The following is a 24,438-nucleotide window of genomic DNA, read 5'->3' as shown; positions in this document are numbered from 1 at the left end:
GGCCGCCGTCCGGGCGTGGGGACGCATGATCGCGCAATGGCGCAGTTGGCGCACCGCCAACTCACTCGATCGAGTGAGGGCGCATACGAGCAGAACGGGAGCGGCCCCGGGAGCACACGCTCCCGGGGCCGCTGACGTCCGGTCCGGACCGCTCCGCCCCGCCGTCGCCGACGGGGTGCGCGGGGCCTACTCCGCCGGGGCTCCGGCCTCGACCGGCGCACCGGGGCGCACGGACGGCTCCTCGGCCGCCTCCGCGCGCTCCTGCGGCTGCGCCTTCGCCGACTCCGGCACCGTCGGCGCCGGACGGGCGGACTCGACGTGCACCTCGACCGAGGTCTCCACGGCGACCACCACCTGCTCGCCCGAGCGCTGCCCGGCCCGGATCGAGTCGATCCTGGCCAGCACCTTGCTGCGCAGGTCCGCCGGGGTGTCGTCGCAGCCGCAGGAACGCTTGATCAGCGCCTTGATCGCCTGCTCCAGCCCGTACTGCTTCAAGCACGGCGAGCACTCGTCGAAGTGCACGCGCAGCTTGGCGCAGTCTCCCTCGGCCATCTCGTTGTCGAGGAATTCATAGAGGTGGTCGAGGACCTCGCCACACTCGGTTTCGTGCGGATCGCCGCAGCTCATGAGCCCGAGCCCTTCGCTTCCTGCCCTGCCCCGCTGCCGGCCGGGACGAGCCCGCGCTCACGGGCGTAATCCTCCAGCATGCCGCGCAGTTGACGGCGGCCGCGGTGCAGCCGGGACATCACCGTACCGATGGGAGTACCCATGATGTCCGCGATCTCCTTGTACGCAAAGCCTTCTACGTCCGCGAGATAGACGGCGATCCGGAATTCCTCCGGGATGGCCTGGAGCGCGTCCTTCACATCGCTGTCGGGGAGGTGGTCGAGCGCCTGGGTCTCGGCCGAGCGCAGCCCGGTCGACATGTGCGACTCGGCCCTGGCCAGCTGCCAGTCCTCGATCTCCTCCGCCGCGGTGCGCTGGGGCTCCCGCTGCTTCTTGCGGTACGAGTTGATGAACGTGTTGGTGAGGATGCGGTACAGCCAGGCCTTGAGGTTCGTGCCCTCACGGAACTGGTGGAAGGACGCGTACGCCTTGGCGAACGCCTCCTGGAGCAGGTCCTCCGCATCCGCGGGGTTGCGCGTCATGCGCAGCGCCGCCGAGTACATCGGATCGAGGTACCCCAGGGCGTCGCGCTCGAAGCGCTCCCGCCGGGCCTCCTCGGACTCCTCCGCCGACACCCGGTAGGTGTCCTCACCGATCGCCTCGGCCAGCTCCTCACCGGTGAGCGCCTCGCCCGCAGGCAGGGCGTCGTCCGGGCCACGGCCCGGATCGGCCTCGTGCTCGGTCCCGACGACCGGACCCACCTCCTCGGCATGACGGGCACGGCCCACCGCGGGCCGCCCAGAAATGGAGGATATCGGGCTGACGGGCTTCTCGCCCGCGTCAATCCACTCCGGCCACGAGGGGGCGAAGGCCGCGGCGGCCTCGCGCTCCTCAGGCCGTTCGGGGCACGCGATCGAACCCATCTGCCCTGCCTCTCACCGGTGACTCGTGCTGACGGACACGACAACCACACCGGCCCCGCCCGCATTCCCGCCCCGGCCGCCCGTTCACTCGCACGAGTGATCGAGCGCGAACGCCCCGCTCACGGCGCCGCGACCAGCCCCAGCACCCAGTCCCCCACCGCCGAGCAGATCAGCTCCAGCGTCTCCTCCTGCCCCACCGGCGCCCGCTTGGGCACCTCGAAACCGTGGTTCCCGTGCGGCACCTCCACCAGCACGTGCCCCGGCGGCAGCTCCGGGAACTCCCCCGGCCCGCCGAACGGGTCCGACCCGCCCTGCACCACCAGCGTCGGCAGCCCCGACCCCAGCAGCTCCGCCGCGCGGCTCTTCTCCGGCCGGCCCGGCGGGTGCAGCGGGAACGCCAGCGCCACCACCCCCACCGCCCCGCTCCCCGCCCCCGTCCGGCAGGCCACCCGCGCCCCGGCGCTGCGCCCGCCGACCACCAGCGGCACCCCCTGCCCGGCCAGCCGCTCCGCCACCGGCCGCCAGCCGACGTCCAGGGTCTTCGGCGCCGGCCCCAGCTTCTTCCCCGCCACCCGCCAGGGCTGCTCGACCAGCGCCACGGTGATCCCGCGGGCCGGCAGCGCCCCGGCCAGCGCCACCAGGTCCCGGGCCGCCGTCCCGCCACCGGCCCCGTGCCCCAGCGCCAGCACCGCCCTCGGCGCGGCCGCCCGGTGATACGTGATCCGGGCGTCCCCGGCCCCGGTCCCGACCAGTTCGGAGGAGGTGGTGGTCATCTCTCAGTGACTCCCGACGTGCGAAAGGACGACTCGGAACGGCAAGGCCCGGAAACAGCGAGGGCTCAGAACAGCGTGGTCTCGTACTCGACCTCGGTCCACGGCTCCTTGAGCTCCGGACCGTTGTTGCGGATGTTGCCGACCGCCGGCGACACCGGCGTGGCCAGCAGCGCCCCGGGCGGCGGCGGTATCAGCAGCCGGCGCAGCTCGTCCGGGTCGCTCAGCCCCGGGTCCAGCCACTCCCCCCACGCCTCCCGGTCGAGGAACAACGGCATCCGCTCGTGGATCGGCGCCAGCAGCTCCTCCGCGTCCGTGGTCACGATCGTGAAGGTCACCAGCCAGGCCTCCGGGTGCCCCGGCGGCACCGCCCGGTTGCGCCAGAACTCGTACAGCCCCGCCAGCGCCAGCGGGCCGCCGTCCGCCCGGGAGACGAAGAACGGCTTCTTGCGCGCCCGGCCCCGCTCGCCCGGCACCGTCTGCCACTCGTAGTAGCCGTCCACCGGCAGGATGCACCGGCGCGCGGCGAAGGCCTGCCGGTACGAGGGCTTCTCGTGCACCGTGTCCGACCGCGCGTTGATCATCTTCACCGCCGTCTCGGCGGAGTTCGACCACTGCGGCACCAGCCCCCAGCGCAGCGCCCGCAGCTGCCGCACCGGCCGCGGCGCCCCCTTCGCCAGCCGCTCCAGCACCACGAGGGCGCTGTTGGTCGGCGCCACGTTCCAGTTCGGGTCCGGGGACTCCGCCGGGTCCCAGAACTCCACGTCGAACAGCTCGACGAGGTCCTCGGGCTTGCTGCTGGCTGCGAAGCGACCGCACATGCGGGCCAGCTTGCCATGCCGCCCGTCCTCAGCACTTCCTCATCCCGGCGCGAGAACCGCCCGCTGCCGTCCGGCCGTCCCCGCATGGGAGGCTGCCCCGAACGGCCCAACGCGGCACACGCAAGCGCACGGAAGCGAACGGAGGCGCAGACCCCCCGATGAACCCGAACAACCAGAACCTCGGCGAACTGTGGGACCGGGTCACCGGCACCCAGGCCGCCCCACCCGGCTGGCTGGTCCTCGCGACCGGCTGCGCCGCCCTGCTCACCGTCCTCGCCCGCCCGCTGTGGCACGTCGCCCGCAACGCCGTCACCATCGCCCACGAGGGCGGCCACGGCCTCGCCGCCCTCGTCACCGGCCGCAAGCTCGCCGGCATCCGGCTGCACTCCGACACCTCCGGCCTCACCCTCTCCTACGGCCGCCCCACCGGCCCCGGGATGGTCCTCACCGCCGCCGCCGGCTACACCGCCCCCGCCCTGCTCGGCCTCGGCTGCGCCGCCCTGCTCGCCGGCGACCGGATCACCCTGCTGCTCTGGCTGGCCGTCGTCCTGCTGCTGGCCCTGCTGATCCGGATCCGCAACGCCTACGGCCTGTTCACCGTCCTGGTCGCCGGCGCCGCGTTCTTCCTGGTCTCCTGGTTCGGCAGCGCCCAGGTGCAGGCCGGCTTCGCCTACCTCGGCTGCTGGTTCCTGCTGTTCGGGGCGGTCCGCCCGGTCCTGGAGCTCCAGCACCAGCGCCGGATCGGCTGGGCCCGGGACTCCGACGCCGACCAGCTCGCCCGGCTCACCCACGTCCCCGCGCTGGCCTGGGTCACCGTCTTCCTGCTGATCGCCCTCGCCTGCCTGGCCCTCGGCGCCTCCTGGCTGCTGCGGCCGCTGTAAGGGCTCCCCCGTCCGGCATCCGGACCGTTCCTGCACGGCCCCTAGACTGGCCTCCATGACCGAGACCCCGTGGCCCGCCCCCGTCGCCACCGCCCCCGTCGACGCCACCGTCACCATCCCCGGCTCCAAGTCGGTCACCAATCGGGCCCTGGTGCTGGCGGCGCTCGCCGACGGGCCGGGCTGGGTGCGCCGCCCGCTGCGCAGCCGCGACTCCCAGCTGATGGCCGACGGCCTGCGCGCCCTCGGGGTCACCATCGAGGAGAAGGTCAACAACGACTCCGGCGGCACCGGCGGCGGCGAGGCCTGGCGGGTCATCCCGGCCCCCGTGCTGCGCGGCCCGGCCAACGTCGACGTCGGCAACGCCGGCACCGTGATGCGCTTCCTGCCCCCGCTGGCCGCCCTCGCCGACGGCCCGGTGCACTTCGACGGCGACCCGCGCAGCCACGAGCGCCCCCAGCACGGCGTGATCAACGCCCTGCGCGCGCTCGGCGCCCGGATCGACGACGGCGGCCGCGGCAGCTTCCCGCTCACCGTCCACGGCACCGGCGGCCTGGACGGCGGCCCGGTCGAGCTGGACGCCTCCTCCTCGTCCCAGTTCGTCTCCGCCCTGCTGCTCTCCGGCGCCCGCTACAACCACGGCGTGGAGGTCCGGCACGTCGGCGGCCCCGTCCCGTCGCTGCCGCACATCCGGATGACGGTCGAGATGCTGCGGCTGGCCGGCGCCCAGGTCGACGCCCCCGAGGACGGCGGCGAGAAGGACGTCTGGCGGGTCACCCCCGGCGCCCTGCTCGGCCGCGACCTGGTGGTCGAGCCCGACCTCTCCAACGCCGCCCCGTTCTTCGCCGCCGCCCTGGTCACCGGCGGCCGGGTGACCGTGCGCGACTGGCCCCGGCACACCACCCAGCCCGGCGACCAGCTGCGCGACCTCTACACCCGGATGGGCGGCAGCTGCGAGTTCACCGACGAGGGCCTGCAGTTCACCGGCACCGGCCGGATCCACGGCATCGACGCCGACCTGCACGACGTCGGCGAGCTCACCCCGGTGATCGCCGCCGTCGCCGCCCTCGCCGACTCCGAGTCCCACCTGTACGGCATCGCCCACCTGCGCCTGCACGAGACCGACCGGCTCGCCGCCCTCGCCAAGGAGATCAACGACCTCGGCGGCGACGTCCGCGAGACCGAGGACGGCCTGCGGATCCGCCCGCGCCCGCTGCACGGCGGCGTCTTCCACACCTACGAGGACCACCGCCTGGCCACCGCCGCCGCGGTGCTCGGCCTCGCCGTGCCCGGCGTCGGCGTGGAGAACGTCGGCACCACCGCCAAGACCCTGCCCGACTTCCCGCGGATGTGGGCGGAGCTGCTCGGCGCGGGCGGCGACGCGGGCGCGGCAGCGGCGGCGGACGCCTGAGCGGAGACTGGGACCATGCGCCGCTACGGCAAGGACGCCGACGAGGACGACATCCGCAACCGCCCCGCCCGCCGGGGCTCCCGGCCGCGGACCCGGATCCGGCCCAAGCACGATGACGCGGCCGAGGCGATGGTGCTCACCGTCGACCGCGGCCGGATCACCTGCCTGGTCGACCCGGGGACCAGGCAGGAGCGCCAGGTCATCGCCATGAAGGCCCGCGAGCTGGGCCGCAAGGGCGTCGTCGTCGGCGACGTGGTCAACCTGGTCGGCGACCTCTCCGGGGACGCCGACACCCTCGCCCGGATCGTCCGGGTCGAGGAGCGCGACTCCGTGCTGCGGCGCACCGCGGACGACGACGACCCGTACGAGCGGATCGTCGTCGCCAACGCCGACCAGCTGGCCATCGTCACCGCGCTGGCCGACCCGGAGCCCCGCCCCCGGCTGATCGACCGCTGCCTGGTGGCCGCCTACGACGCGGGCATGGAGCCGCTGCTGGTGCTCACCAAGTCCGACCTCACCCCGGCCGACGCGCTGCTGGAGTCGTACGCCCCGCTCGGCATCGACTACGTCGTCACCCGCCGGGACGAACTGGAGACCACCGGCGCCGAGGCCGTCCGCGAGCACCTGCGCGGGCTCTCCACGGTGTTCATCGGCCACTCCGGCGTCGGCAAGACCACCCTGGTCAACGCCCTGGTCCCGGACCGCCAGCGGCAGACCGGCCACGTCAACGCGGTCACCGGCCGCGGCCGGCACACCACCGTCTCGGCCCTCGCGCTGCGGCTGCCCCCGCCGCCCGGCGCCAAGCCCGGCTCCCGCCGGGCCCTCGACCCGGGCTGGGTGATCGACACGCCCGGGTTCCGCTCCTTCGGCCTCTCCCACATCGACCCGTCCCGGGTCATCCACGCCTTCCCCGACCTGGAGCCCGGCACCGTCGACTGCCCGCGCGCGTGCAGCCACGACGAGCCGGACTGCGCCCTGGACGCCTGGGTCGCCGACGGCCACGCCGAGGCCGCCCGGCTCTACTCGCTGCGCCGCCTGCTGGCCAGCAAGGAGGCCCGCGAGGGCGACTGACCGCCGCGCCGCCGCCGGGTTGGTGACCCGTTCGAGGTGTCGGACCGCCTCGCCTTGGCGATCATAGGAAAGTCGGGCCGGGTACGGCCCGTCCGTCGATCGACAGGGAGGGCACGCGATGGCATGGGCCCTGGTGGTCCTGGCCGGCCTGCTGGAGACCGGCTTCGCGATCAACCTCAAGCTCAGCGACGGCTTCACCAAGCTGTGGCCCACCATCAGCTTCTGCGTGTTCGCGCTCAGCAGCTTCGGGCTGCTCACCCTCTCGGCGAAGAGCCTGCCGGTCGGCCCCGCCTACGCGGTGTGGACCGGCATCGGCGCGGCCGGCACCGCCGTCTACGGCATGGTCTTCCTGGACGAGACCACCTCGGTGCTCAAGCTGGTCTCCATCTCGCTGGTGATCGCCGGGGTGATCGGCCTCCAGCTCAGCGGCTCGGCCCACTGAGCCGCGGTCCGGCCGCCCGCCGACCCTCCGCCCGCCCGCCGGAACGGGGCCCGGCGGGCGCCGCCCGCTGAGCTAGGGTTTCCGACATGGCCGACTACCACGACGATCTCCGACTCGCCCACGTCCTCGCCGACTCGGCCGACTCGGTCACCCTGGAGCGCTTCCGCGCCCTCGACCTGAAGATCGAGACCAAGCCGGACCTCACCCCGGTCAGCGACGCCGACAAGGCCGCCGAGGAGCTGGTGCGCAGCGTGCTCCAGCGGGCCCGCCCGCGCGACGCGGTGCTCGGCGAGGAGTTCGGCCTGCAGGGCTCGGGCCCGCGCCGCTGGGTGATCGACCCGATCGACGGCACCAAGAACTACATCCGCGGCGTCCCGGTCTGGGCCACCCTGATCGCCCTGCTGGAGGACGGCCCGGACGGCGTCGAGCGCCCGGTGGTCGGCATCGTCTCCGCCCCGGCGCTGCAGCGCCGCTGGTGGGCCGCCAAGGGGCTGGGCGCCTACGCCGGCCGCAGCCTGGCCAAGGCCTCCCGGATCCACGTCTCCGGCGTCTCCCGGATGGCCGACGCCTCCCTCTCCTACTCCTCCCTCACCGGCTGGGAGGACCGCGGCCGCCTGGACCCGTTCCTGGACCTCACCCGGGCCTGCTGGCGCACCCGCGCCTACGGGGACTTCTGGTCCTACATGATGGTCGCCGAGGGCGCCGTGGACATCGCCGCCGAGCCCGAGCTGTCGCTGTGGGACATGGCCGCGCCCTGCATCGTGGTCGAGGAGGCCGGCGGCCGCTTCACCGGCCTGGACGGCGTCCCCGGCCCCGGCGGCGCCGACGCGGTGGCCAGCAACGGCCTGCTGCACGAGGAGACCCTGCACCGGCTGTCCGTCTGAGCCCACGGCCCGCCCGCCTCCGGGGCGGACGGGCGGAGGGCGGACATGGTTGCGGGCCCCTCGACCAGTGGGAGCTGGTCGGGGGGCCCGCCGCTGTTCGGCCCGGGTCGGCGCTACTGCTTGCGCAGCTCCCGGACCGCCGCCTCCAGCCGCTGCCCGTAGTCGGCGTCGGCCTTGCGGAAGTTGTCGACCGCCCGCTCCACGATGTCGTCGCGGTCGGCGGAGACCTTGGCGATGAAGCCCGCCAGGTTGGCGATCAGGCGCTGCTTCTCGTCCTCGGAGAACAGCCGGTAGAGGTCGCCCGCCTGCACGAAGTCGTCGTCCTCGGCGTGCGAGGGCGCCGGGTGGGTGCCGGTGGAACCGTCGACGGCGGTCGCGGCCCAGAGCGGCCGGCCGGTCTGCACCGGGCCGCCGAAGCTGTTCGGCTCGTAGTTCTTCTGCCGGCCGTGGCGGCCGTCGTAGAGGTGCCCGTCGCGGCTGTTGGTGCGGGCCTCGGTGGCGTGCGGGCGGTTCACCGGCAGGTGGTCGGCGTTGATGCCGACCCGGTAGCGGTGGGCGTCCGCGTAGGCGAAGAGCCGGCCCTGGAGCATCTTGTCCGGGGAGGGGCCGATGCCGGGCACGAAGTGCGCCGGGGAGAACACCGACTGCTCGACCTCGGCGAAGACGTTGTCGGGGTTGCGGTTGAGCTCCAGCCGGCCGATCTCGATCGGCGGGTAGTCGGCGTGCGGCCAGACCTTGGTCAGGTCGAACGGGTTGAAGCGGTAGGCGGCCGCGTCGGCCGCCGGCATGATCTGGACCTGCACCGTCCAGCTGGGGAACTCGCCGCGCTCGATCGACTCGCGCAGGTCGCGCTGGTGGCTGTCCGGGTCCTCGCCGGCCAGCCGGTTGGCCTCGGCCTGGGTGAGGTTGCGGATGCCCTGGTCGGTCTTGAAGTGGTACTTGACCCAGAAGTGCTCGCCGGCCTCGTTCTGCCACTGGAAGGTGTGCGAGCCGTAGCCGTTCAGGTGCCGGTAGCTGGCCGGGATGCCGCGGTCGCCGAACAGCCAGGTCACCTGGTGGGTGGCCTCGGGCGACAGGCCCCAGAAGTCCCAGACGTTGTCGGCCTCCTGCGAGCCGGTGTACGGGTCCCGCTTCTGGGTGTGGATGAAGTCGGGGAACTTGATGGCGTCCTTGATGAAGAACACCGGGGTGTTGTTGCCGACGAGGTCGTAGTTGCCCTCCTCGGTGTAGAACTTCAGCGCGAAGCCGCGCGGGTCGCGCACCGCGTCGGCCGCGCCCAGGTTGCCGGCCACGGTGGAGAAGCGCAGGAAGACCTCGGTCTGCTTGCCGACCCCGGACAGGAACGCCGCCCGGGTGAAGGGCGTCACGTCGGCGGTCACCGTGAAGGTGCCGTACGCGCCGGCGCCGCGGGCGTGCACCACCCGCTCCGGGATCCGCTCGCGGTTGAAGTGCGCGAGCTTCTCGAACAGCAGCTGGTCCTGGATCAGGGCCGGGCCGCCGACGCCCGCGGTCTCGGTGTTCTGGTTGTCGGCGACGGGGGCACCCGCCTCCGTGGTGAGCGTCGGGCGCAGCTCGTCCTGCGTGGTCATAACGGGTCGCCTCCGAGGTGTCCGGTCGTGATGACACGATCCTAACTTGGACTTCGTCTAAGTCAACACTGGAACCAATCCAGGACCGTGACCTACTCTGGAGCCATGAGCGACCTGCTGGAGAGACTGCGCGCACGCGGCTGGCGGCTGACCTCGCAGCGCCGCGTGGTGGCCGAGGTCCTCGACGGCGAGCACGTCCACCTCACCGCGGACGAGGTGCACGCCCGCGCCGCCGCCCGGCTGCCCGAGATCAGCCGGGCCACCGTCTACAACACGCTCGGCGAACTCGTCGCCCTCGGCGAGGTGTTGGAGGTCGCCACCGACGGCCGCGCCAGGCGCTACGACCCCAACGCCCACCACGCCCACCAGCACCTGGTCTGCTCCGGCTGCGGCGCGATCCGCGACGTCCACCCGCACGGCGACCCGCTCGCCGCCCTGCCCGCCGACGGACGCTTCGGCTTCACGGTCACCGCCGCCGAGGTCACCTACCGCGGCCTGTGCCCGAACTGCCTTCCCCCACAAGCCCCTTGACGGGCGTCCGGCGCCCCGGGGCTGCTACGCGCTGAGTTCCGCGTGCAGCGCGCCCAGCAGCCGCCCGGCCCGCTCCGCGACCTCCGCCGGCCCCTGGTCGATCGCCCGCCGGCACCAGTTCTCGGCCTGCACCGGCTCGCCCCGGCGCAGCGCCAGCAGCGCCAGCCGCAGCGCCGCCCGGCCGTGCCCGGCGTCCGCCGCCCGGGTGTACCAGAGCATCGCCTCCGCCTCGCTGTCCTGCCGGGCCAGCAGCAGCCCCAGGTTGAACGCGGCACTGCGGCTGCCCGCCTCGGCCGCCCGCCGGTACCAGCTCTCGGCGATCTCCAGCGCCCCGCGCTCGGCCGCCCGCACCCCCATCCGCACCTGCGCCCGACGGTGCCCGGCATCGGCCGCCAGCGCGTACCAGTGCTCGGCCTCGGCGTCCGCGTCCCCGCGCCGGTCCAGCACCGAGGCCAGCCGGAACGCGCCCTCCGCCGACCCGCCGGCCGCCGCCTGCCGGTAGCGCTCCAGCGCGCCGGACAGGTTGCCGCGCTGCTCCTGGGCGACCGCCAGTTGCAGCGCCGCCTCGCCGTGCCCCTCGGCCGCGGCCCGCGCGTACCACTCCTGGGCCTGCCGCCCCTCGCCGCGCCCGGCGTGCAGCACGCCCAGGTTGAAGGCGCCGTCGACACTGCCGGCCTCGGCCGCCTTGGAGAACCACGGCTCGGCACCGGACTCGTCACCGCGCTGCAGCAGCACCACGGCCAGCGCGTTGCAGGCCTCCCGGTGCCCGGCGTACGCGGCCCGGCGGTACCACTGCTCGGCCTGCTGCTCGCGGCCGGTGCCGGCGCAGAGCAGGCCGAGGTTGAAGGCGCCGTTCTGGTCGCCCGCGTCCAGGGCGGTGCGGTACCAGTGCTCGGCGGCCTTGGCCTCACCGCGACCGGCGTGCAGGGCGCCGAGCGCGTTGGCGGCGTTGCCGTCCCCGGCCTCGGCCGCCTCCTGCCACCACTCGGCGGCCGCGGCGACGTCCCCGGAGTCGCGCAGCAGGAAGCCGAGCGCGCAGGCCGCGCGCGGCTCGCCGTTCTGCGCGGACTGCCGGTACCAGCGGGCCGCCTCGTCCAGCAGCGACCGGTCGGTGCGGGCGCGCTCCTCCAGCAGCACGCCCAGCCGCAGCGCGGCGCGGGCGTGGCTGCGGGCGGCGGCGGTGCGGTACCAGGCCTCGGCGGTGTCCTTGTCCCCGGCGGCCTCGCGCATCCGGGCCAGCCGGTAGGCGGCCTCGCGGTGCCCGGCGTCGGCGGACACCTTGAACCAGCGCTCGGCCCGCACGTCGCGCCGGTGCTCCATCAGGTCGCCGAGCGCGTAGGCGCCGAGCGGGTGGCCGTGGTCGGCGGCGAAGTGCAGCCAGTACTCGGCCGCCTCCTCCTCGCCCTGGTCCCGCAGCTGGAGCCCGAGCGCGTGCGCGGCGGGCGCGCTGCCCGCCACCGCCGCCTGGCGCCACCACTGGCCGGCCTCCGCGCGGTGGCCCAGCTGGTGCAGCAGGACGCCCAGGTTGTTGGCGGCGGCCCGCACCCCGGCGGCCGCGGCCGCCCGCAGGTAGGACTCGGCGTCCTCCAGGTCGCCGCGGCGCAGCAGCAGGGTGCCCAGCCGGCCCGCCGCGTCCGCGTCGCCGGCGTCGGCGGCCTGCCGGTGCCGGGCCTCCAGGGCCGCGGACTCCCGGGCGGCCAGCGCGGTCTCGAAGCTGGTCGAGTCCAGCCCGGCCGGGTCCAACGCGGCGGCGGGCGCCTCCTCGCCGCCCTGCCCCCGGTACGGGCCGACGGCGGCGGAGAACTGCCGGGTGGACACGTGGACCAGGCTGTCGGGCCCGAAGCCGTCGGCCGCGGGGCGTTCGGACAGTCCGCTGGTGCGCTGGGCGGGCAGGGTTCCGGGGCGGTTCTCGGGGCTCTCGGCGCTCTCCGCCCAGGCGTCGGTGTCCGCCTCGGCGGCCGCACCGGGCTTGGCGCCTGACTTGCCGATCAGCCTCATGCCGACTCCCGCTCCCCCAGAGTGTCGCGGCATCGTGCCCCGGCCGACGGCCGGGGGGACTTCCAGGAGAGGCGCCGGACCGGACGGCCCGTCAGCGGCCGTGCACCGTCCCCCGTGTGTCCCATCGTCGCATCACCCGCTACCCGCGTACACCTGCCCCGGCCGAATTCAGGCGGAGCAGACCCGAAGCCGACGAAATTGCTTCGGCGCTTTGTCGATTTCCCGACACTTCCACCCCACAAACCCCGGTGCCGTCCCCGTTGGCGACGGTCGATAGTACCGGAGCGGTTCCCGCCGCTTCCGGACGAGAACGTCCGGACACGACAGAGGCCCGGAGGAATGATCCTCCGGGCCTCTGACACTGAGTAGCGGGGACAGGATTTGAACCTGCGACCTCTGGGTTATGAGCCCAGCGAGCTACCGAGCTGCTCCACCCCGCGTCGGTGATCAAACAGTATCACGGAACACCGGGCGCCCCGAACCACCGGGAAAACGCCAAACGCCAGGGGCCCGGAGGAATGATCCTCCGGGCCCCTGGCACTGAGTAGCGGGGACAGGATTTGAACCTGCGACCTCTGGGTTATGAGCCCAGCGAGCTACCGAGCTGCTCCACCCCGCGTCGGTGAAAGAACCGTAGCACGGACGCGGGGTGGAACCCAAAACGGTTGTCGCAGCTCAGCCCGACTACGGGCGCGGACTCGCCGCCCCCGACCCGGTCGGCGTCGCCGCCGGCGGCACCGGCTGACCCGCCGCCGGACTTCCGCCGCGGGCCGCGTCGGCCGCCTTCAGGGCGTCCCCGAGCGCCTTCTGGGCGTTGCCGTACGCCACCCAGTCACCGTTCTTGAACGCGGTCTGGCTGTCGTTGTACGCCTTCTCCGCGTCCGAGAGCGCCTTCTGCAGCTCGGGCGAGATCGTCCCGCCCGGCGCCGGGGTGCCCGGCGCGGTGGGCGTGGGCGTCGGCGTCCCCGGGGAGGTCGGCGTCGACCCCGAACCCGGCGTCGTCCCGCCCGGGACGGCCACCCCGCCCGGGTTGGACGGCGCGACCGGCGTGGCCGGCGGGGCCTGCCCGTTGAACAGCTTCTTCAGCGCGTCCTCCAGGGTGTTCTCGAAGGCCACGTTGTCGTCCCCGTACACCGCCAGGACCTTCTGCAGCGTCGGGTACTTGGCCCCGCGCCCGCGCACGTACACCGGCTCGACGTTCAGCAGTCCGCCACCGACCGGCAGGGTCAGCAGGTTGCCGTACTCCAGCTCGGTGTCCCCGCCGCTCTTCAGCGCGAAGATCTGGTTGGCCACCTCCTGGCGGGAGTTGAACTTCGACTGCACCAGGCCGGGGCCGGGTGCGCCGCTCTCCCCGGTCATCTTCAGGATCCGGATCTTCCCGTAGTCGTCCCCCGGGTCCGCGTTGACGGACATGAAGGCCGCCAGGTTCGGCCGCCCGTTGGGCACGAAGGTGCTGGTCAGCGAGAAGCTCGCGGCCGCGGCGTCCGGCGTCCGCACCGTCACGTAGTACGGCGGCTGGACCTGCTTGGTGTCACTGGTCGGATCCACCGGGACCTGCCAGATGTCACTGCCGTTGAAGAAGGAGTTGGCGTCCGTCACGTGGTACTGGCCGAGCAGGTCGCGCTGCACCTTGAACATGTCCTGCGGGTAGCGCAGGTGCGGCAGCAGCGTCGCCGGGATGTCCGCCTTCGGCTCGACCGTGCCCGGGAAGGCCTTCATCCAGGTCTTCAGCACCGGGTCCTTGTCGTCCCACTGGTAGAGCTTCACCTCGCCGGTGTAGGCGTCCACCGTGGCCTTGACCGAGTTGCGGATGTAGTTGACCTGGTTGGCGGCGGTCAGCAGCTCACCGCGCTGGTTGGTCAGCGAGTCCTTGGTCGCGGTGCCCAGCGTCGTCTTCGACGAGAACGGGAAGCCGTCCGAGGTGGTGTAGCCGTCCACGACCCACACCACCCGGCCGCCCTGCACCACCGGGTACGGGTCGGCGTCGATCGACAGCCACGGCGCGACCTTCTCCACCCGCTCCTTCGGCGTCCGGTTGTAGATCACCTTGGCGCCGTCGGTGATCGCCCCCGCGTACAGGATCTGCGGCTCGGCGAAGCGCACCGCGTACGCGGCCCGGGTGATCGGGTTGTCCAGCGACACACCGCTCGCACCGGTGTACGTGTACTCCACGTTCTGACCGGTCTTGATGTCGGTGTAGTCGATCTCCTTGTTCGAGCCGCCGACGATCGAGTACGTCGTCGTCTTCTCGCCGTAGTAGATCCGCTGCTCGTAGTCGCCCAGCGAACCGGTGGCCGGCAGACCGGACTCGGTGAACACCGGCCCGCCCTTGTCGTCGACCTGGTTGCCCTTGGCGACCGCCGCGCCGTAGCCGTGGGTGTACTTGAAGTGGTCGTTGATCCAGTTGCGCTGCACCCCGTTGAGGTCCAGCTCGCGCAGGCCGATCACGGTGTCCTGCTTGTCCGCGCCGGTGCCGTAGCGGTCCACCGACAGCGTGCTCGGGAACGCGTAGTAGTTGCGCTGCTGCTCCAGCGACTGGAACGTCTGCGAGACGATGTTCGGGTCCAGCAGCCGCACGTCCGCGATGGTCTGCGCGTCCGGCTTCAACGCGTCGGCCGTGGTCGAACCCTGCGGGCTGTACGGGGTGGTCTGCGAATCCGCGATCCCGTACGCCTGCCGCGTCGCGTCGATGTTCTTCTGGATGTACGGCGTCTCCTTGGCCTGCTCGTTCGGCTTGACCTGGAACTGCTGCACGATCGCCGGGTACAGCCCGCCGATCAGCACCGCCGACAGCACCATCAGCCCCAGCCCGATCAGGGCCGGCGCCCAGGTCCGGCGGATCGGCGTCAGGAAGAACAGCACCGCGCAGATGATCGCGACGAAGAACAGGATCGTCTTCGCCGGCAGGAACGCGTTGGCGTCCACGTAGCGCAGGCCCGTCCAGCCCGACACCCCCTTGTAGCCGCCGGTCTTCACCGCCAGCGCGTACCGGTCCAGCCAGTACGCCACCGCCTTCAGCAGCACGAACACGCCCAGCAGCACCGCCAGGTGCCCCTGCGCCCCCGCACTCGCCCGCCGGCCCGGGCCCTGCAACCGCAGCCCCCCGTACAGGTAGTGCACCAGCGCCGAGGTCAGCAGCGAGACGATCACCGCGCTGAACGCGAAGCCCAGCACGAACTCGTAGAACGGCAGGTCGAAGGCGTAGAACGAGACGTCCATGCCGAACTGGGCGTCCTTCTCACCGAAGGACGTCGCGTTCGTCCACATCAGCCAGGTCCGCCACTGGCCCGACGCCGCGGCGCCCGCCACCAGCCCGATCACCAGCGAGACGCCGATCAGCGCCCAGCGCTTGAACGGCGCCAGCCCCGACCGGTAGCGGTCCAGGCTCTGCTGCTCCACCGACATCGCGGACAGCGGCGGCCGCAGCCGGTGCGCCAGCCAGATGTTGAAGCCGACGATCACCGCCATCAGCAGGCCGAACACCGCGAACAGCCCGATCTTCGTCCACAGCTGGGTGGTGAACACCGAGGAGTAGCGCACCGACCTGAACCACAGCCAGTCCGTCCAGAACCCGGCGAACATGACGAACAGAAGGAACAGCACCGCGAGTACGCCCAGGGTCAGCAGGGCCACTCTCGCCCGCCGGGAGGGCGGGCCCACCCTCCGCCGGAAACCCGGCCCTGAGCGTTCCGGCATCTGGAATACCACGGTGGCACCTCAGCTGTGTCGTCTGGAATCGGTCGGTCGTCAGAGCAACTTAACCAGGCTTCGACCGAGTTCCCACCGTTAGCAGACGGTTACGACGAGGTTCCCCGGCGGGCCGCCCCGGCAGGCGCCCGACGCCCGGCGTGTGAGGATTGAGTCATGTCCGACGCGCCTGATCTGAACAATTCCCCCGACGACGTCTCCAAGCTCCCCGCCGCCACCCCGCTCACCCGGGCCGCGCTGGAGATCGACGAGTACGCCGCCACCCTCGGCTGGGACCTCCCGGCCCGGCTGTTCGCCCTGGTGGACAGCGCCGCCCTGCGCAAGGCCGACCCGCGCATCGCCAAGCAGCTCGGCCTCGCCGACAGCGACGAGCCCGGCCTCACCCCGGTCGAGCAGGACGAACTGCCGGCCGGCATGGAACTCGACAAGTTCCTCGGCACCATCGCCTGGCCCGACGCGGTGGCCGGCTGCGCCCTGGTCGTCGAGCGGATGATGCTGCCGCCCGGCGCCGAGCAGTCCCGCCCGCGGGGCGCCAGCGACGCCCAGCTCGCCGAGTGGGTGGCCAACCACCCCCAGCGCGAGGAGGTGCGGATCACCGCCGCAGTGCTGCGCGACGGCAAGAAGGAGATCGCCCTGCGGCTGCGCTCCAAGGACGTCGCCCGTGAGGTGCTGACCGGCCCGGACCTGGTGCCCGGCCTGACCAAGGCCCTGCTGGCGACCTTCTCGTAGCGGCCCGCCGCCCCGCTACGACTTGGGGCAGGACGGCAGCGCGGAGGTCTGCCCGGAGCGGATCTGCTCCAGCGACTTCAGCGCGCCGTCCAGGGTGTCCGTCTTGATCAGGGTCAGCCCGGACGGCACGTTCTTGCTCGCCTCGGCGCAGTTCGAGGACGGGGTGAAGAAGTACTGGGCCCCGGCGTCCCGGGCGGCGATCAGCTTCATCGATATGCCGCCGATCGGGCCGACCTTGCCGTCGTCGTCGATGGTGCCGGTGCCGGCCACGAACTTGCCGCCGGTGAGGTCGCCACCGGGGGTCAGCTTGTCGATGATGCCGAGCGAGAACATCAGCCCGGCGCTCGGGCCGCCGACGTCCTGCAGCCCGATGTCGATCTGGAACGGGTAGGTGTGCCGGATCCCGGTGCCGATGCCGACCACCGCGAGCTCGGCCCGCTCGGCCGGGGCCTTCGGGTCGAGGTCCTTGGCCCGCACGGTCGGGACGGTGACGTCGGTCTTCGCGCCCGGCGCGGCCGAGCCGTTGCCGGAGGTGTCCTTGACCCGCGGCACCACGGTGAAGACCGCCGACTCCCCGGGCTTGTGCTTGGTGACGGCGGCGACCACCTGGTCGACCGAGTCCACGGCGGTGCCGTCCACCGCGACGATCTGGTCCCCCGCGTGCAGCCGGCCCTCGGCCGGGGCCCCCGCGGTGACCGACTTGACGATCAGCTCGTCGCCGACCGGGACGCCCAGCTGCTTGAGCGCGGCGGTGCGGGCGCTGTCCTCGGAGGAGGCGAACTCCTCGGCGTTCTGCTTCTTGGCGTCGGCGTCCGACTGCCCCTTGGGGTACACGTTGTCGTGCGGCACCACCAGCACGTCGTCGCGCAGCCAGCCGACCACCGCGTTGACCAGGCTGGGCTCGTACTTGGCCCCGGTGACCTGGACGGTGGTCATGTTGAGGTGCCCGCTCGTCGGGTACGAGTCGTGCCCGGTGATGGTGATCACCGGCTTGCCCCCCTGCTCCCCGAGCGTGTTGTACGTCGGGCCCGGGCTCATCTCCGTGTACGGCACCTTCATCAGCACCGAGACGCAGAGCAGCGCTATGAGCAGCAGGGTGGCAGCGAGCATCGTCGCGGAGCGGCGTGGCATGCCACGACAGTACGGGACGCGGGTGACGCACCGCCCGCCGGGCCACCGGCTCGTCACCGGCCGGAGGGCTCCCCGGGGGCGGCGGTGTCGGCGGTGGTGCGTTCCATCGCGGCCATGAAGCGCCGGTGCTCGGCCAGCGAGGCCGGATCGCCGGTGGCCCTGGGGGCCCGTTGGGCCCAACCCGCCCAGGCGGCCGCGACCAGGACGGCGACAACCGGAATGATCAACCAGGCGAGCGCACCCATGTCAGTACTCCCAGCTCGTCGTGTCTATGAGCAGATTAACCACTCCGGCGGACAACGCGGCCGGCGCCATCCGGGTTACGGGACGGCCGATCGGCTCACTTCCAGGGAGTATCCGGCGCCCCCGGCCGGACCCGTTCGGGTGAGGCCCCGGCGCGCCTGCCCCGAGGGACGCCCTCCGTGTGCGAGCGGTTCCGCCGCACCGGCGGCGGGCCGGTCAGCAGCCGCCGGCGCCGACCCACTCCTCCTCGCCGTCGGCGAAGACCTGGTGCTTCCAGATCGGCACCTCGTGCTTGAGGTCGTCGATCAGCCGGCGGGCGGCCGCGAAGGCCTCGCCGCGGTGGGCGCAGGAGACGGCGACGATCACGGCCTTGTCGGTGATCTCCAGCCGGCCCACCCGGTGCACCGCGGCGAGCGCCCGGACCGGGAAGTCCGCGACGACCTTCTCGGCGATCCGGCGCATCTCCTCCTCGGCGCTGGGGTGGCAGCTGTACTCCAGCGCGGCGACCGACTTTCCGCCGTCGTGGTCCCGGACCGTCCCGACGAAGACGGTGGTGCCGCCGGCCGCGTCGTCACCGACCGCCTCGTACACCTCGTCCAGCGAGAGCGGGGTCTCGCGGATCGCGAGCAGCCGGATGGGGTCGTGGTTCTCGGACATGACCCCATGATGGCCCACCCGGGGCCACCGGGGGCAAGGGGCTTCCGCATCACGATTGCGGAATTTCGCATCGTGAGAACCGTGCCGTCGCCGACGGACCGCCCCCGGCTGTCCCGACCGTCCCGACCCTCCGGACGGTCCGGCCCGGCCGGAGTCAGAAGCGGCGCCGCTTGCGGGCCCGGCGCACCAGCGCCGCCGTACCGACCAGCGCCACCGTCGCCCCCGCCGCCCCCAGACTCGTCGCGGCCTCCTTGCCGCCGAGGCGGCGCCCCGCGACCGCGTGCTTGCCGGACACCTGCGCCAGCAGCTCGGCCAGCACCTGCTCATTGGTGAACTCCGGCCGCCAGCCCGCCTCGTGCAGCCGGCTGCCGGACACCACCCACGGGTACATCGTGTACGCCAGGTCCCCCGCCGGGGCCGGGGTCAGGCCCAGCCGGTGCAGCCGCGCCGCCGTCCCGAGCGCCAGCGCCGCCGGCAGCTCCATCCGCCGGATCCCCGACAGCCGCTCCACGTCCTCCTGCTCCAGCCAGCCGTCGCAGCCGACCGTCACCTCGCCCTCCACCAGGCCCAGCGCCGCGTACTCCAGCGCCGCCGCCAGGTCGTCCACGTGACAGAACTGCCAGCACGGACGGGACCCCGCCACCACCAGCAGCCGGGGCGCCTCGAAGTGCCGGGTCAGCACCGTGTCCACCCCGGGACCGACCACAACGGCCGGACGCAGCACCGTCACCTGCAGCCCCGGGTGGGCGCGCGGCGCCCGCCGGGCCAACCGCTCGATCTCCAGCAGGTCCCCGACCAGCGAGGCCTCCTCGGTCGCCCGCAGCTCGGAGTCCTCCGCCAGCGGCACCTCGTTGTCGGCCAGCGCGCCGTAGACCATCGCGGACGTGCACAGCACCACCCGGTGCACCCCGGCCGCCGCGGCCGCCGTCAGCACCGTCTGGGCACCGCGCACGTTGTAGGCGCTGCGGGCCCGCGCGTCGGACTCCATCCCGAAGTCCATCGCCAGGTGCACCACCACGTCGACCCCGGCCAGCCGCTCGGCCACCGCCGGATCCCGGACGTCCAGCACCCGCCACTGCACACCCGGGACCTCACCGCGCCGGTCGTCCACCGCCAGCACCCGGCGCACGTGCGGCGAGGCCACCAGCCGGGCGGCGACCCGCTCGCCCAGCACTCCTGCGGCACCGGTGACGGCCACGGTCAGCGGCCGCCCGCCGTAGGCTGGAGGCGGCGACGCCGTGGTGTCCGGGTCGTCCTCTCCTGCGGTCAGCCCAGAGCGAACGTCCGAAGGCGGGGAACTCACCGGCCATCCTCCACGGTTAGCTTATGTGCGTACGTACGTGTGTCACGTACGTCCATCCTGCCCGAGGCGAAGGCCCGGCGGTGCACCCGGCGCGGGCCTAGCGCACGGGAGCCGCCCACGAGTCCCCCGCTCCACCGGAGCCCCGGGCGGACCGCACTTCCCGCCACACCCGTATGACGGCCTACCGGATCGAGGACCCCGTGAGCGACCTTCCCTTCGGATTCGGCGTTCCTCCCGAGGAGCCCGAGGACGGCAAGGCCAAGCCCGACGACGCCCAGCAGAAGAAGGACCAGGGCCAGGAGGGCGCCGGCGGGCCCCAGCCCTTCGGCTTCGGAGCCGGCAACCCCTTCGGTGCCATGTTCGGCATGCCCGGCGCCCCGGGCGGCCCCGGCGGGCCCGGCGCCGACAACCCCTTCGCCGCGATGTTCGGCGGCCTCAACCCCGGCGACCTCGGCGCCGCCTTCCAGCAGCTCGGGCAGATGCTCTCCTTCGAGGGCGGCCCGGTGAACTGGGAGCTCGCCCAGAACATCGCCCGGCAGACCGTCGTCGCCGAACCCGCCGAGGGCAAGAGCAAGGACCGCTCGGTCGGTGCCGCCGAACGCGCCGCCGTCGAGGAGGCCGTGCGCCTGGCCGACCTGTGGCTCGACGGCGTCACCGAGTTCCCCTCCGGCGCCGGCACCGCCGTCGCCTGGAGCCGCGCCGAATGGATCGAGGCCACCCTCCCGGTCTGGAAGGACCTCGTCGACCCGGTCGCCGAACGCGTCGGCACCGCCATGGGCGGCGTCCTGCCCGAGGAGATGCAGGCCATGGCCGGCCCGCTGATGGGCATGATGCGCTCCATGGGCGGCGCCATGTTCGGCACCCAGATCGGCCAGGCGCTCGGCGCCCTGGCCGGCGAGGTGGTCGGCTCCGCCGACGTCGGCCTGCCGCTCGCCCCGGCCGGCAAGGCCGCCCTGCTGCCGCAGAACGTCGCCGAGTTCGGCGAGGGCCTGAACGTGCCCGCCGAGGAGGTCCGGCTCTACCTCGCCCTGCGCGAGGCCGCCCACCAGCGGCTCTTCGCCCACGTGCCGTGGCTGCGGGCCCACCTGCTGGGCGCCGTCGAGGCCTACGCCCGCGGCATCAAGGTCGACACCTCCCGCATGGAGGAACTCGTCGGCCAGCTCGACCCGAGCAACCCCGAAGCGCTCCAGGAGGCGCTGGCCGGCGGCCTGCTCCAGCCCGAGGACACCCCCGCACAGAAGGCCGCCCTCGCCCGCCTGGAAACCGCGCTCGCACTCGTCGAGGGCTGGGTCGACGCCGTCGTCCACGCCGCCGCCGAACCCCACCTGCCGCAGGCCGGCGCCCTGCGCGAGACCGTCCGCCGCCGCCGCGCCGCCGGCGGACCCGCCGAGCAGACCTTCGCCACCCTGGTCGGCCTGGAACTGCGCCCGCGCCGCCTGCGCGACGCCGCCCGGCTCTGGGCGCTGCTCGCCGACGCCCGCGGCGTCGAGGGCCGCGACGCGCTCTGGGAGCACCCCGACATGCTGCCGACCGCCGCCGACCTGGACGACCCGGACGCCTTCGTGCACCGCGGCACCGGCGACCTCGAGAGCGGCTTCGACTTCGACGCCCTCGACAAGCTGCTCGGCGAGGCCGCCGCGGGCACGTCCGACCCCGCGACGTCCGACCCGGCCGCGCCCGACCTCCGCAAGGACGACCAGGGCAAGCAGCAGCCCGGGTCCGACCAGGACGGCACCGACGGAAAGGGCGAGCCCACCGCATGACGGCCACCGGGACGGCCGCGTCCACCCTGCACGCGGACGCCGTCCGCACCCTGACCGACTGGCGGCCCGCCGAACACGAGCAGGACCGGCTGCGGCTCGACTACCTCGCGCACCTCGCCGAGCAGCCCGAGGGCCTCTACCGCTCCTGCCTGCCCGCCCACATCACCGCCAGCGCGGCGGTCGTCGACCCGGCCGCCGGGCGGGTGCTGCTCACCCTCCACCCCAAGGTCGGCATCTGGCTCCAGATGGGCGGGCACTGCGAGCCCGGCGACGCCGACCTCGCCTCGGCCGCGCTGCGCGAGGCCGTCGAGGAGTCCGGCATCCCCGACCTCCTCCTGCTCCGGGAGAACGGCACCCCCGTCCCCGCCAAGCTGGACCGGCACCTGGTCCGCTGCACGGGCAAGGACCGGCCGGAGAACACCCACCTCGACGTCCAGTACATCGCGCTCGCCCCGGCCGGGGCCCAGGCCCTGATCAGCGAGGAATCGCTGGACCTGCGCTGGTTCGACTACGACCGGCTGCCGGAGCTCACCGACCACTCGGTGCGCGACCTGGTCGCCCGGGCCCGGCGACTGACCGGCTGACTTCCTGAGGTGCGACGCGCCGAGGGGGCGCGGACCGATACGGTCCGCGCCCCCTTCGCATGTCCGCTCGCCCGCGCCACCCGGGGCACCCGGGCCACCGGCGACAGCCGTCTCAGCCGCAGGAGGCCGCCGGATCCGGGCCCGGCGCACCGTGCCGGGCCCCCGGAATGTGCGGCAACCGGGCGGCCGACACCACACCCTCCAGATAACCGCGCGCCCGTTCCGTCCGGGGATAGGCCGCCAGCAGCGCCCAGAACGCCGGACCGTGGTCCGGCACCAGCAGATGCGCCAGCTCGTGCAGCAGCACGTAGTCCACCACGTACTCCGGCATGCCCTGCAGCCGGTGCGACAACCGGATCGTCCCCTCACTCGGGGTGCAGGAGCCCCAACGGGAGTTCTGGTTGGTCACCCAGCGGACCTGCACCGGCAGGGCGCGGCCGGCCAGATAGGCCTCCGACAGCTCCCGGGCCCGCGCCATCAGCGCGTCGTCCCCGAGGATCCGACGCCGCTCCTGGGCCGCGAGCTTCTCCAGCATCTGCGCCACCCAGCGCTGCTCCTCGGCGTGCGACATCCGGGCCGGGATCAGCACCACGGTGCGGTCGCCCTCGCGATAGGCGGAGACGGTACGGCTGCGACGAGCGCTGCGGCGCACCTCGACCCGGCCGCGGTCGTGCCCCTCCGGGGCCCCGGCACCGGCGGGCGGGTGCTGCGGTCTCTGCTGCTGCGCCTCGTGCTGCTTCTCGTCCGGGCGCCCGCGTGTGCTCGGTGTCGCCGTCTGTGACCCGGACGCTGCACGGGCACGCCGACGCGACGCCGGTGGATGGGAGTCCCGCTCGGCTGCCATGGCACACGACGTTACCCGGTACCACTGACAGAAGTCCGGTGCCGTGGCCGAAATCTTTCATGGAGCGATCGGGAACGAAAGGCCGACGGAGGGTGTCCGGAAACCGACGCCCGGAAGGATGGCCAGTTATCCACAGGACCCCCGAACCGATGGTGTGATCATGCCCCCGGGCCTGTGGATAACTTTCCGCACGCCGTCGGCGCGATGGGGCATGCTGCGGTCAGCCGTCCGGAAACGATCGGAAGGGAGATCGTCGTGCGCCTCGCCCTCAAGCCCGCCCTGTCCCGCAGCTGGCGGGACTCCGAAACCCTGCAGTTCGGCACCGTCACCCGGTACGCCGGAGTGCTCGGCAACGCCGACAAGACGCTGTGCGCGTTCCTCGACCTGGTCGACGGAACGCGCGACCGGCCCGAGCTGCTCTCCGCCGGAGAACGGATCGGGATCGGCCGCGAACCCGCTGACACCCTGCTGAGCGAACTGGAGGAGACCGGGCTGCTGGACGACGCGGAGGCCACCGACCAGGCGCTGTCCCGCTACCCGCTGCCGCACCGCGACCTGCTCGGGCCCGACCTCGCCTCGCTGTCCCTGGTCCACTCCGGACCGGGCGCCGCGCCGGCCGTCCTGGCCCGCCGGGCCGAGGCCCGGATCGAGGTGCGCGGCGCGGGCCGGGTCGGCGCGGCCGTGGCGGCGGTGCTCTCCGCCGGCGGCACCGGAGCCGTCACCGTCACCGACAGCGGCCGGGTCCAGCCCGGCGACTGCTCCCCCGCAGGGTTGCCGCCCGCGGACATCGGGCGGCTGCGCTCGACGGTCGCCCGGGAGGCGGTGCAACGGGCCGCGGGCCGTCCACTGGTCCCGGTGCCACGCCGGAAGACCGACGACCCACCGCCCGACTTCGTGGTCCTCGCGCCCCGGGACGGCAGTGCCGCCTTCGCGGGCGGGACGTACGAGGCGCGGCTGCTGCTCCGGGCCGGAGTGCCGCACCTGTACGTGGGCGTGGTCGAGGAGTTCGGCATCATCGGGCCACTGGTGATCCCCGGCCGGTCCGCCTGCGGCCACTGTCTGGTGCTGCGGCGGGAGGACGAGGACGCCGCCTGGCCGCGGGTCCTGGCACAGCTGGCGGACAACGGCCCCGGCCGGGCCCGCTCCCCGGCCTGCGACACGGCCCTGGCGACGGCCGTCGCCGGACTGGCCGCGCTGCACACCCAGGTCTACCTGGACGGCGGCCGACCGCCGAGCGTCGACGGCTGGTGCGAGATCTCGGCGGGCGACGGGATGCCCCGCCGCCTGCGACTACGCGGACATCCGGACTGCGGCTGCCTGTGGCAACCGCTGCCGCCGGGCTGAGGTGGAGGGAGGAACGAGGAGGGTACCGGGCACGGGCCCGGCGGCCGCGGGGCTCAGCGGCTGCCTGGTCCGGTGCCCGGGCCGAGACGGGTGGGTCCCTGCGACGGACCACCTTGCCAGGTGAGCCCATGGCCAGGTGAGCCCATGGCCAGGTGAGCCCATGGCCAGGTGAGCCCATGGCCCGGGGCCCGCCCGGGGGGGCGCGGCG

The 24,438-nt window shown here is 73.4% G+C and carries 21 protein-coding genes, 2 tRNA genes and 1 pseudogene; 10 read left to right on the top strand and 14 right to left on the bottom strand.

All coding sequences use genetic code 11. From position 1 onward, the window contains the following. Positions 1–186 precede the first annotated feature (186 nt). The 4 genes from rsrA to AB0O91_RS08215 form a co-directional block, all read right to left on the bottom strand. Positions 187–627, bottom strand: coding sequence for a mycothiol system anti-sigma-R factor (gene rsrA, locus AB0O91_RS08230; protein ID WP_363429201.1), 441 nt, complete (start codon positions 625–627; stop codon positions 187–189). Continuing rightward, positions 624–1,262 (bottom strand): sigma-70 family RNA polymerase sigma factor, encoded by a 639-nt coding sequence (locus AB0O91_RS08225; RefSeq protein ID WP_224285424.1) that lies wholly within the window; start codon positions 1,260–1,262, stop codon positions 624–626. The genes rsrA and AB0O91_RS08225 overlap by 4 nt, the downstream gene beginning before the upstream one ends. 386 nt (positions 1,263–1,648) lie before the next feature. Beyond that, positions 1,649–2,302 (bottom strand): alpha/beta family hydrolase, encoded by a 654-nt coding sequence (locus AB0O91_RS08220; RefSeq protein ID WP_363429199.1) that lies wholly within the window; start codon positions 2,300–2,302, stop codon positions 1,649–1,651. A 65-nt stretch (positions 2,303–2,367) separates the two neighbouring features. Then, on the bottom strand, positions 2,368–3,120 hold the full coding sequence (locus tag AB0O91_RS08215; RefSeq protein ID WP_363429197.1) for an SOS response-associated peptidase: 753 nt from the start codon (positions 3,118–3,120) through the stop codon (positions 2,368–2,370). 158 nt (positions 3,121–3,278) lie between these two features. Between AB0O91_RS08215 and AB0O91_RS08210 the strand changes: the two genes are divergently transcribed. The 5 genes from AB0O91_RS08210 to hisN all read left to right on the top strand — a co-directional run bounded on the left by AB0O91_RS08210 (position 3,279) and on the right by hisN (position 7,806). Next, on the top strand, positions 3,279–4,001 hold the full coding sequence (locus AB0O91_RS08210) for a M50 family metallopeptidase (protein ID WP_363429195.1): 723 nt from the start codon (positions 3,279–3,281) through the stop codon (positions 3,999–4,001). A gap of 55 nt (positions 4,002–4,056) precedes the next feature. Further along, a complete protein-coding gene (aroA, locus tag AB0O91_RS08205; RefSeq protein ID WP_363429193.1) occupies positions 4,057–5,409 on the top strand; it encodes a 3-phosphoshikimate 1-carboxyvinyltransferase in 1,353 nt (450 codons plus the stop codon). Between the two features lie 15 nt (positions 5,410–5,424). Then, the gene (rsgA, locus tag AB0O91_RS08200; RefSeq protein ID WP_363429191.1) at positions 5,425–6,480 is read left to right on the top strand and encodes a ribosome small subunit-dependent GTPase A; all 1,056 of its coding nucleotides are present in this window, start codon (positions 5,425–5,427) and stop codon (positions 6,478–6,480) included. Positions 6,481–6,598: 118 nt separating this feature from the next. Then, positions 6,599–6,922, top strand: a complete 324-nt coding sequence (locus AB0O91_RS08195) for a multidrug efflux SMR transporter (protein ID WP_363429189.1) — start codon at positions 6,599–6,601, stop codon at positions 6,920–6,922. A gap of 86 nt (positions 6,923–7,008) precedes the next feature. Then, positions 7,009–7,806, top strand: coding sequence for a histidinol-phosphatase (gene hisN, locus AB0O91_RS08190; protein WP_363429187.1), 798 nt, complete (start codon positions 7,009–7,011; stop codon positions 7,804–7,806). Between the two features lie 113 nt (positions 7,807–7,919). Here hisN and AB0O91_RS08185 read toward each other — a convergent pair whose 3' ends face one another. Further along, entirely contained in the window at positions 7,920–9,395 is a 1,476-nt protein-coding gene (locus tag AB0O91_RS08185) for a catalase (RefSeq protein WP_363429185.1), read from the bottom strand. Between the two features lie 105 nt (positions 9,396–9,500). On the opposite strand from AB0O91_RS08185, the gene AB0O91_RS08180 reads away from it, so the two are divergent. Then, on the top strand, positions 9,501–9,926 hold the full coding sequence (locus tag AB0O91_RS08180) for a Fur family transcriptional regulator (RefSeq protein ID WP_363429183.1): 426 nt from the start codon (positions 9,501–9,503) through the stop codon (positions 9,924–9,926). Positions 9,927–9,950: 24 nt separating this feature from the next. On the opposite strand, the gene AB0O91_RS08175 is transcribed toward AB0O91_RS08180, so the two are convergent. From AB0O91_RS08175 to AB0O91_RS08160, 4 genes are all read right to left on the bottom strand, one after another. Then, positions 9,951–11,924, bottom strand: a complete 1,974-nt coding sequence (locus AB0O91_RS08175) for a tetratricopeptide repeat protein (protein ID WP_363429181.1) — start codon at positions 11,922–11,924, stop codon at positions 9,951–9,953. 366 nt (positions 11,925–12,290) lie between these two features. Beyond that, positions 12,291–12,364: transfer RNA gene (locus AB0O91_RS08170), tRNA-Met, on the bottom strand. Between the two features lie 105 nt (positions 12,365–12,469). Next, positions 12,470–12,543: transfer RNA gene (locus AB0O91_RS08165), tRNA-Met, on the bottom strand. A 65-nt stretch (positions 12,544–12,608) separates the two neighbouring features. Further along, positions 12,609–15,620 carry a UPF0182 family protein gene (locus tag AB0O91_RS08160; protein ID WP_363429179.1) on the bottom strand — a complete coding sequence of 1,004 codons (3,012 nt, stop codon included), beginning with the start codon at positions 15,618–15,620 and terminating at the stop codon, positions 12,609–12,611. Positions 15,621–15,788: 168 nt separating this feature from the next. On the opposite strand from AB0O91_RS08160, the gene AB0O91_RS08155 reads away from it, so the two are divergent. Next, positions 15,789–16,361 (top strand): PPA1309 family protein, encoded by a 573-nt coding sequence (locus AB0O91_RS08155; protein ID WP_363429177.1) that lies wholly within the window; start codon positions 15,789–15,791, stop codon positions 16,359–16,361. 15 nt (positions 16,362–16,376) lie between these two features. Here the strand turns inward: AB0O91_RS08155 and AB0O91_RS08150 are convergent, their stop codons facing one another. The 4 genes from AB0O91_RS08150 to AB0O91_RS08135 form a co-directional block, all read right to left on the bottom strand. Then, entirely contained in the window at positions 16,377–17,492 is a 1,116-nt protein-coding gene (locus tag AB0O91_RS08150; RefSeq protein WP_363429175.1) for a PDZ domain-containing protein, read from the bottom strand. Between the two features lie 53 nt (positions 17,493–17,545). After that, positions 17,546–17,737 carry a hypothetical protein gene (locus tag AB0O91_RS08145; RefSeq protein ID WP_363429173.1) on the bottom strand — a complete coding sequence of 64 codons (192 nt, stop codon included), beginning with the start codon at positions 17,735–17,737 and terminating at the stop codon, positions 17,546–17,548. Between the two features lie 214 nt (positions 17,738–17,951). After that, positions 17,952–18,392 (bottom strand): molybdenum cofactor biosynthesis protein MoaE, encoded by a 441-nt coding sequence (locus tag AB0O91_RS08140; protein WP_363429171.1) that lies wholly within the window; start codon positions 18,390–18,392, stop codon positions 17,952–17,954. A gap of 154 nt (positions 18,393–18,546) precedes the next feature. Continuing rightward, positions 18,547–19,596 (bottom strand): NAD-dependent epimerase/dehydratase family protein, encoded by a 1,050-nt coding sequence (locus AB0O91_RS08135; RefSeq protein ID WP_363429463.1) that lies wholly within the window; start codon positions 19,594–19,596, stop codon positions 18,547–18,549. 299 nt (positions 19,597–19,895) lie between these two features. Here AB0O91_RS08135 and AB0O91_RS08130 point away from each other — a divergent pair, with 299 nt between their 5' ends. Both AB0O91_RS08130 and AB0O91_RS08125 read left to right on the top strand, forming a co-directional pair. Next, positions 19,896–21,458, top strand: a complete 1,563-nt coding sequence (locus tag AB0O91_RS08130; RefSeq protein WP_363429169.1) for a zinc-dependent metalloprotease — start codon at positions 19,896–19,898, stop codon at positions 21,456–21,458. Continuing rightward, on the top strand, positions 21,455–22,042 hold the full coding sequence (locus AB0O91_RS08125) for an NUDIX domain-containing protein (protein ID WP_363429167.1): 588 nt from the start codon (positions 21,455–21,457) through the stop codon (positions 22,040–22,042). Before AB0O91_RS08130 ends, AB0O91_RS08125 begins: the two co-directional genes overlap by 4 nt. 112 nt (positions 22,043–22,154) lie before the next feature. Here the strand turns inward: AB0O91_RS08125 and AB0O91_RS08120 are convergent. Then, positions 22,155–22,700, bottom strand: a pseudogene (locus tag AB0O91_RS08120) (SprT-like domain-containing protein); the annotation flags it as partial. Between the two features lie 441 nt (positions 22,701–23,141). On the opposite strand from AB0O91_RS08120, the gene AB0O91_RS08115 reads away from it, so the two are divergent. After that, positions 23,142–24,230, top strand: coding sequence for a TOMM precursor leader peptide-binding protein (locus tag AB0O91_RS08115; protein ID WP_363429165.1), 1,089 nt, complete (start codon positions 23,142–23,144; stop codon positions 24,228–24,230). The last annotated feature ends 208 nt before the right edge of the window (positions 24,231–24,438 follow it).

The organism is Kitasatospora sp. NPDC089797 (assembly GCF_040684795.1).
Taxonomy (GTDB): domain Bacteria; phylum Actinomycetota; class Actinomycetes; order Streptomycetales; family Streptomycetaceae; genus Kitasatospora.
Note: the sequence above shows the minus strand (reverse complement) of the source record. Positions and strands in the feature narration are given on the sequence as shown.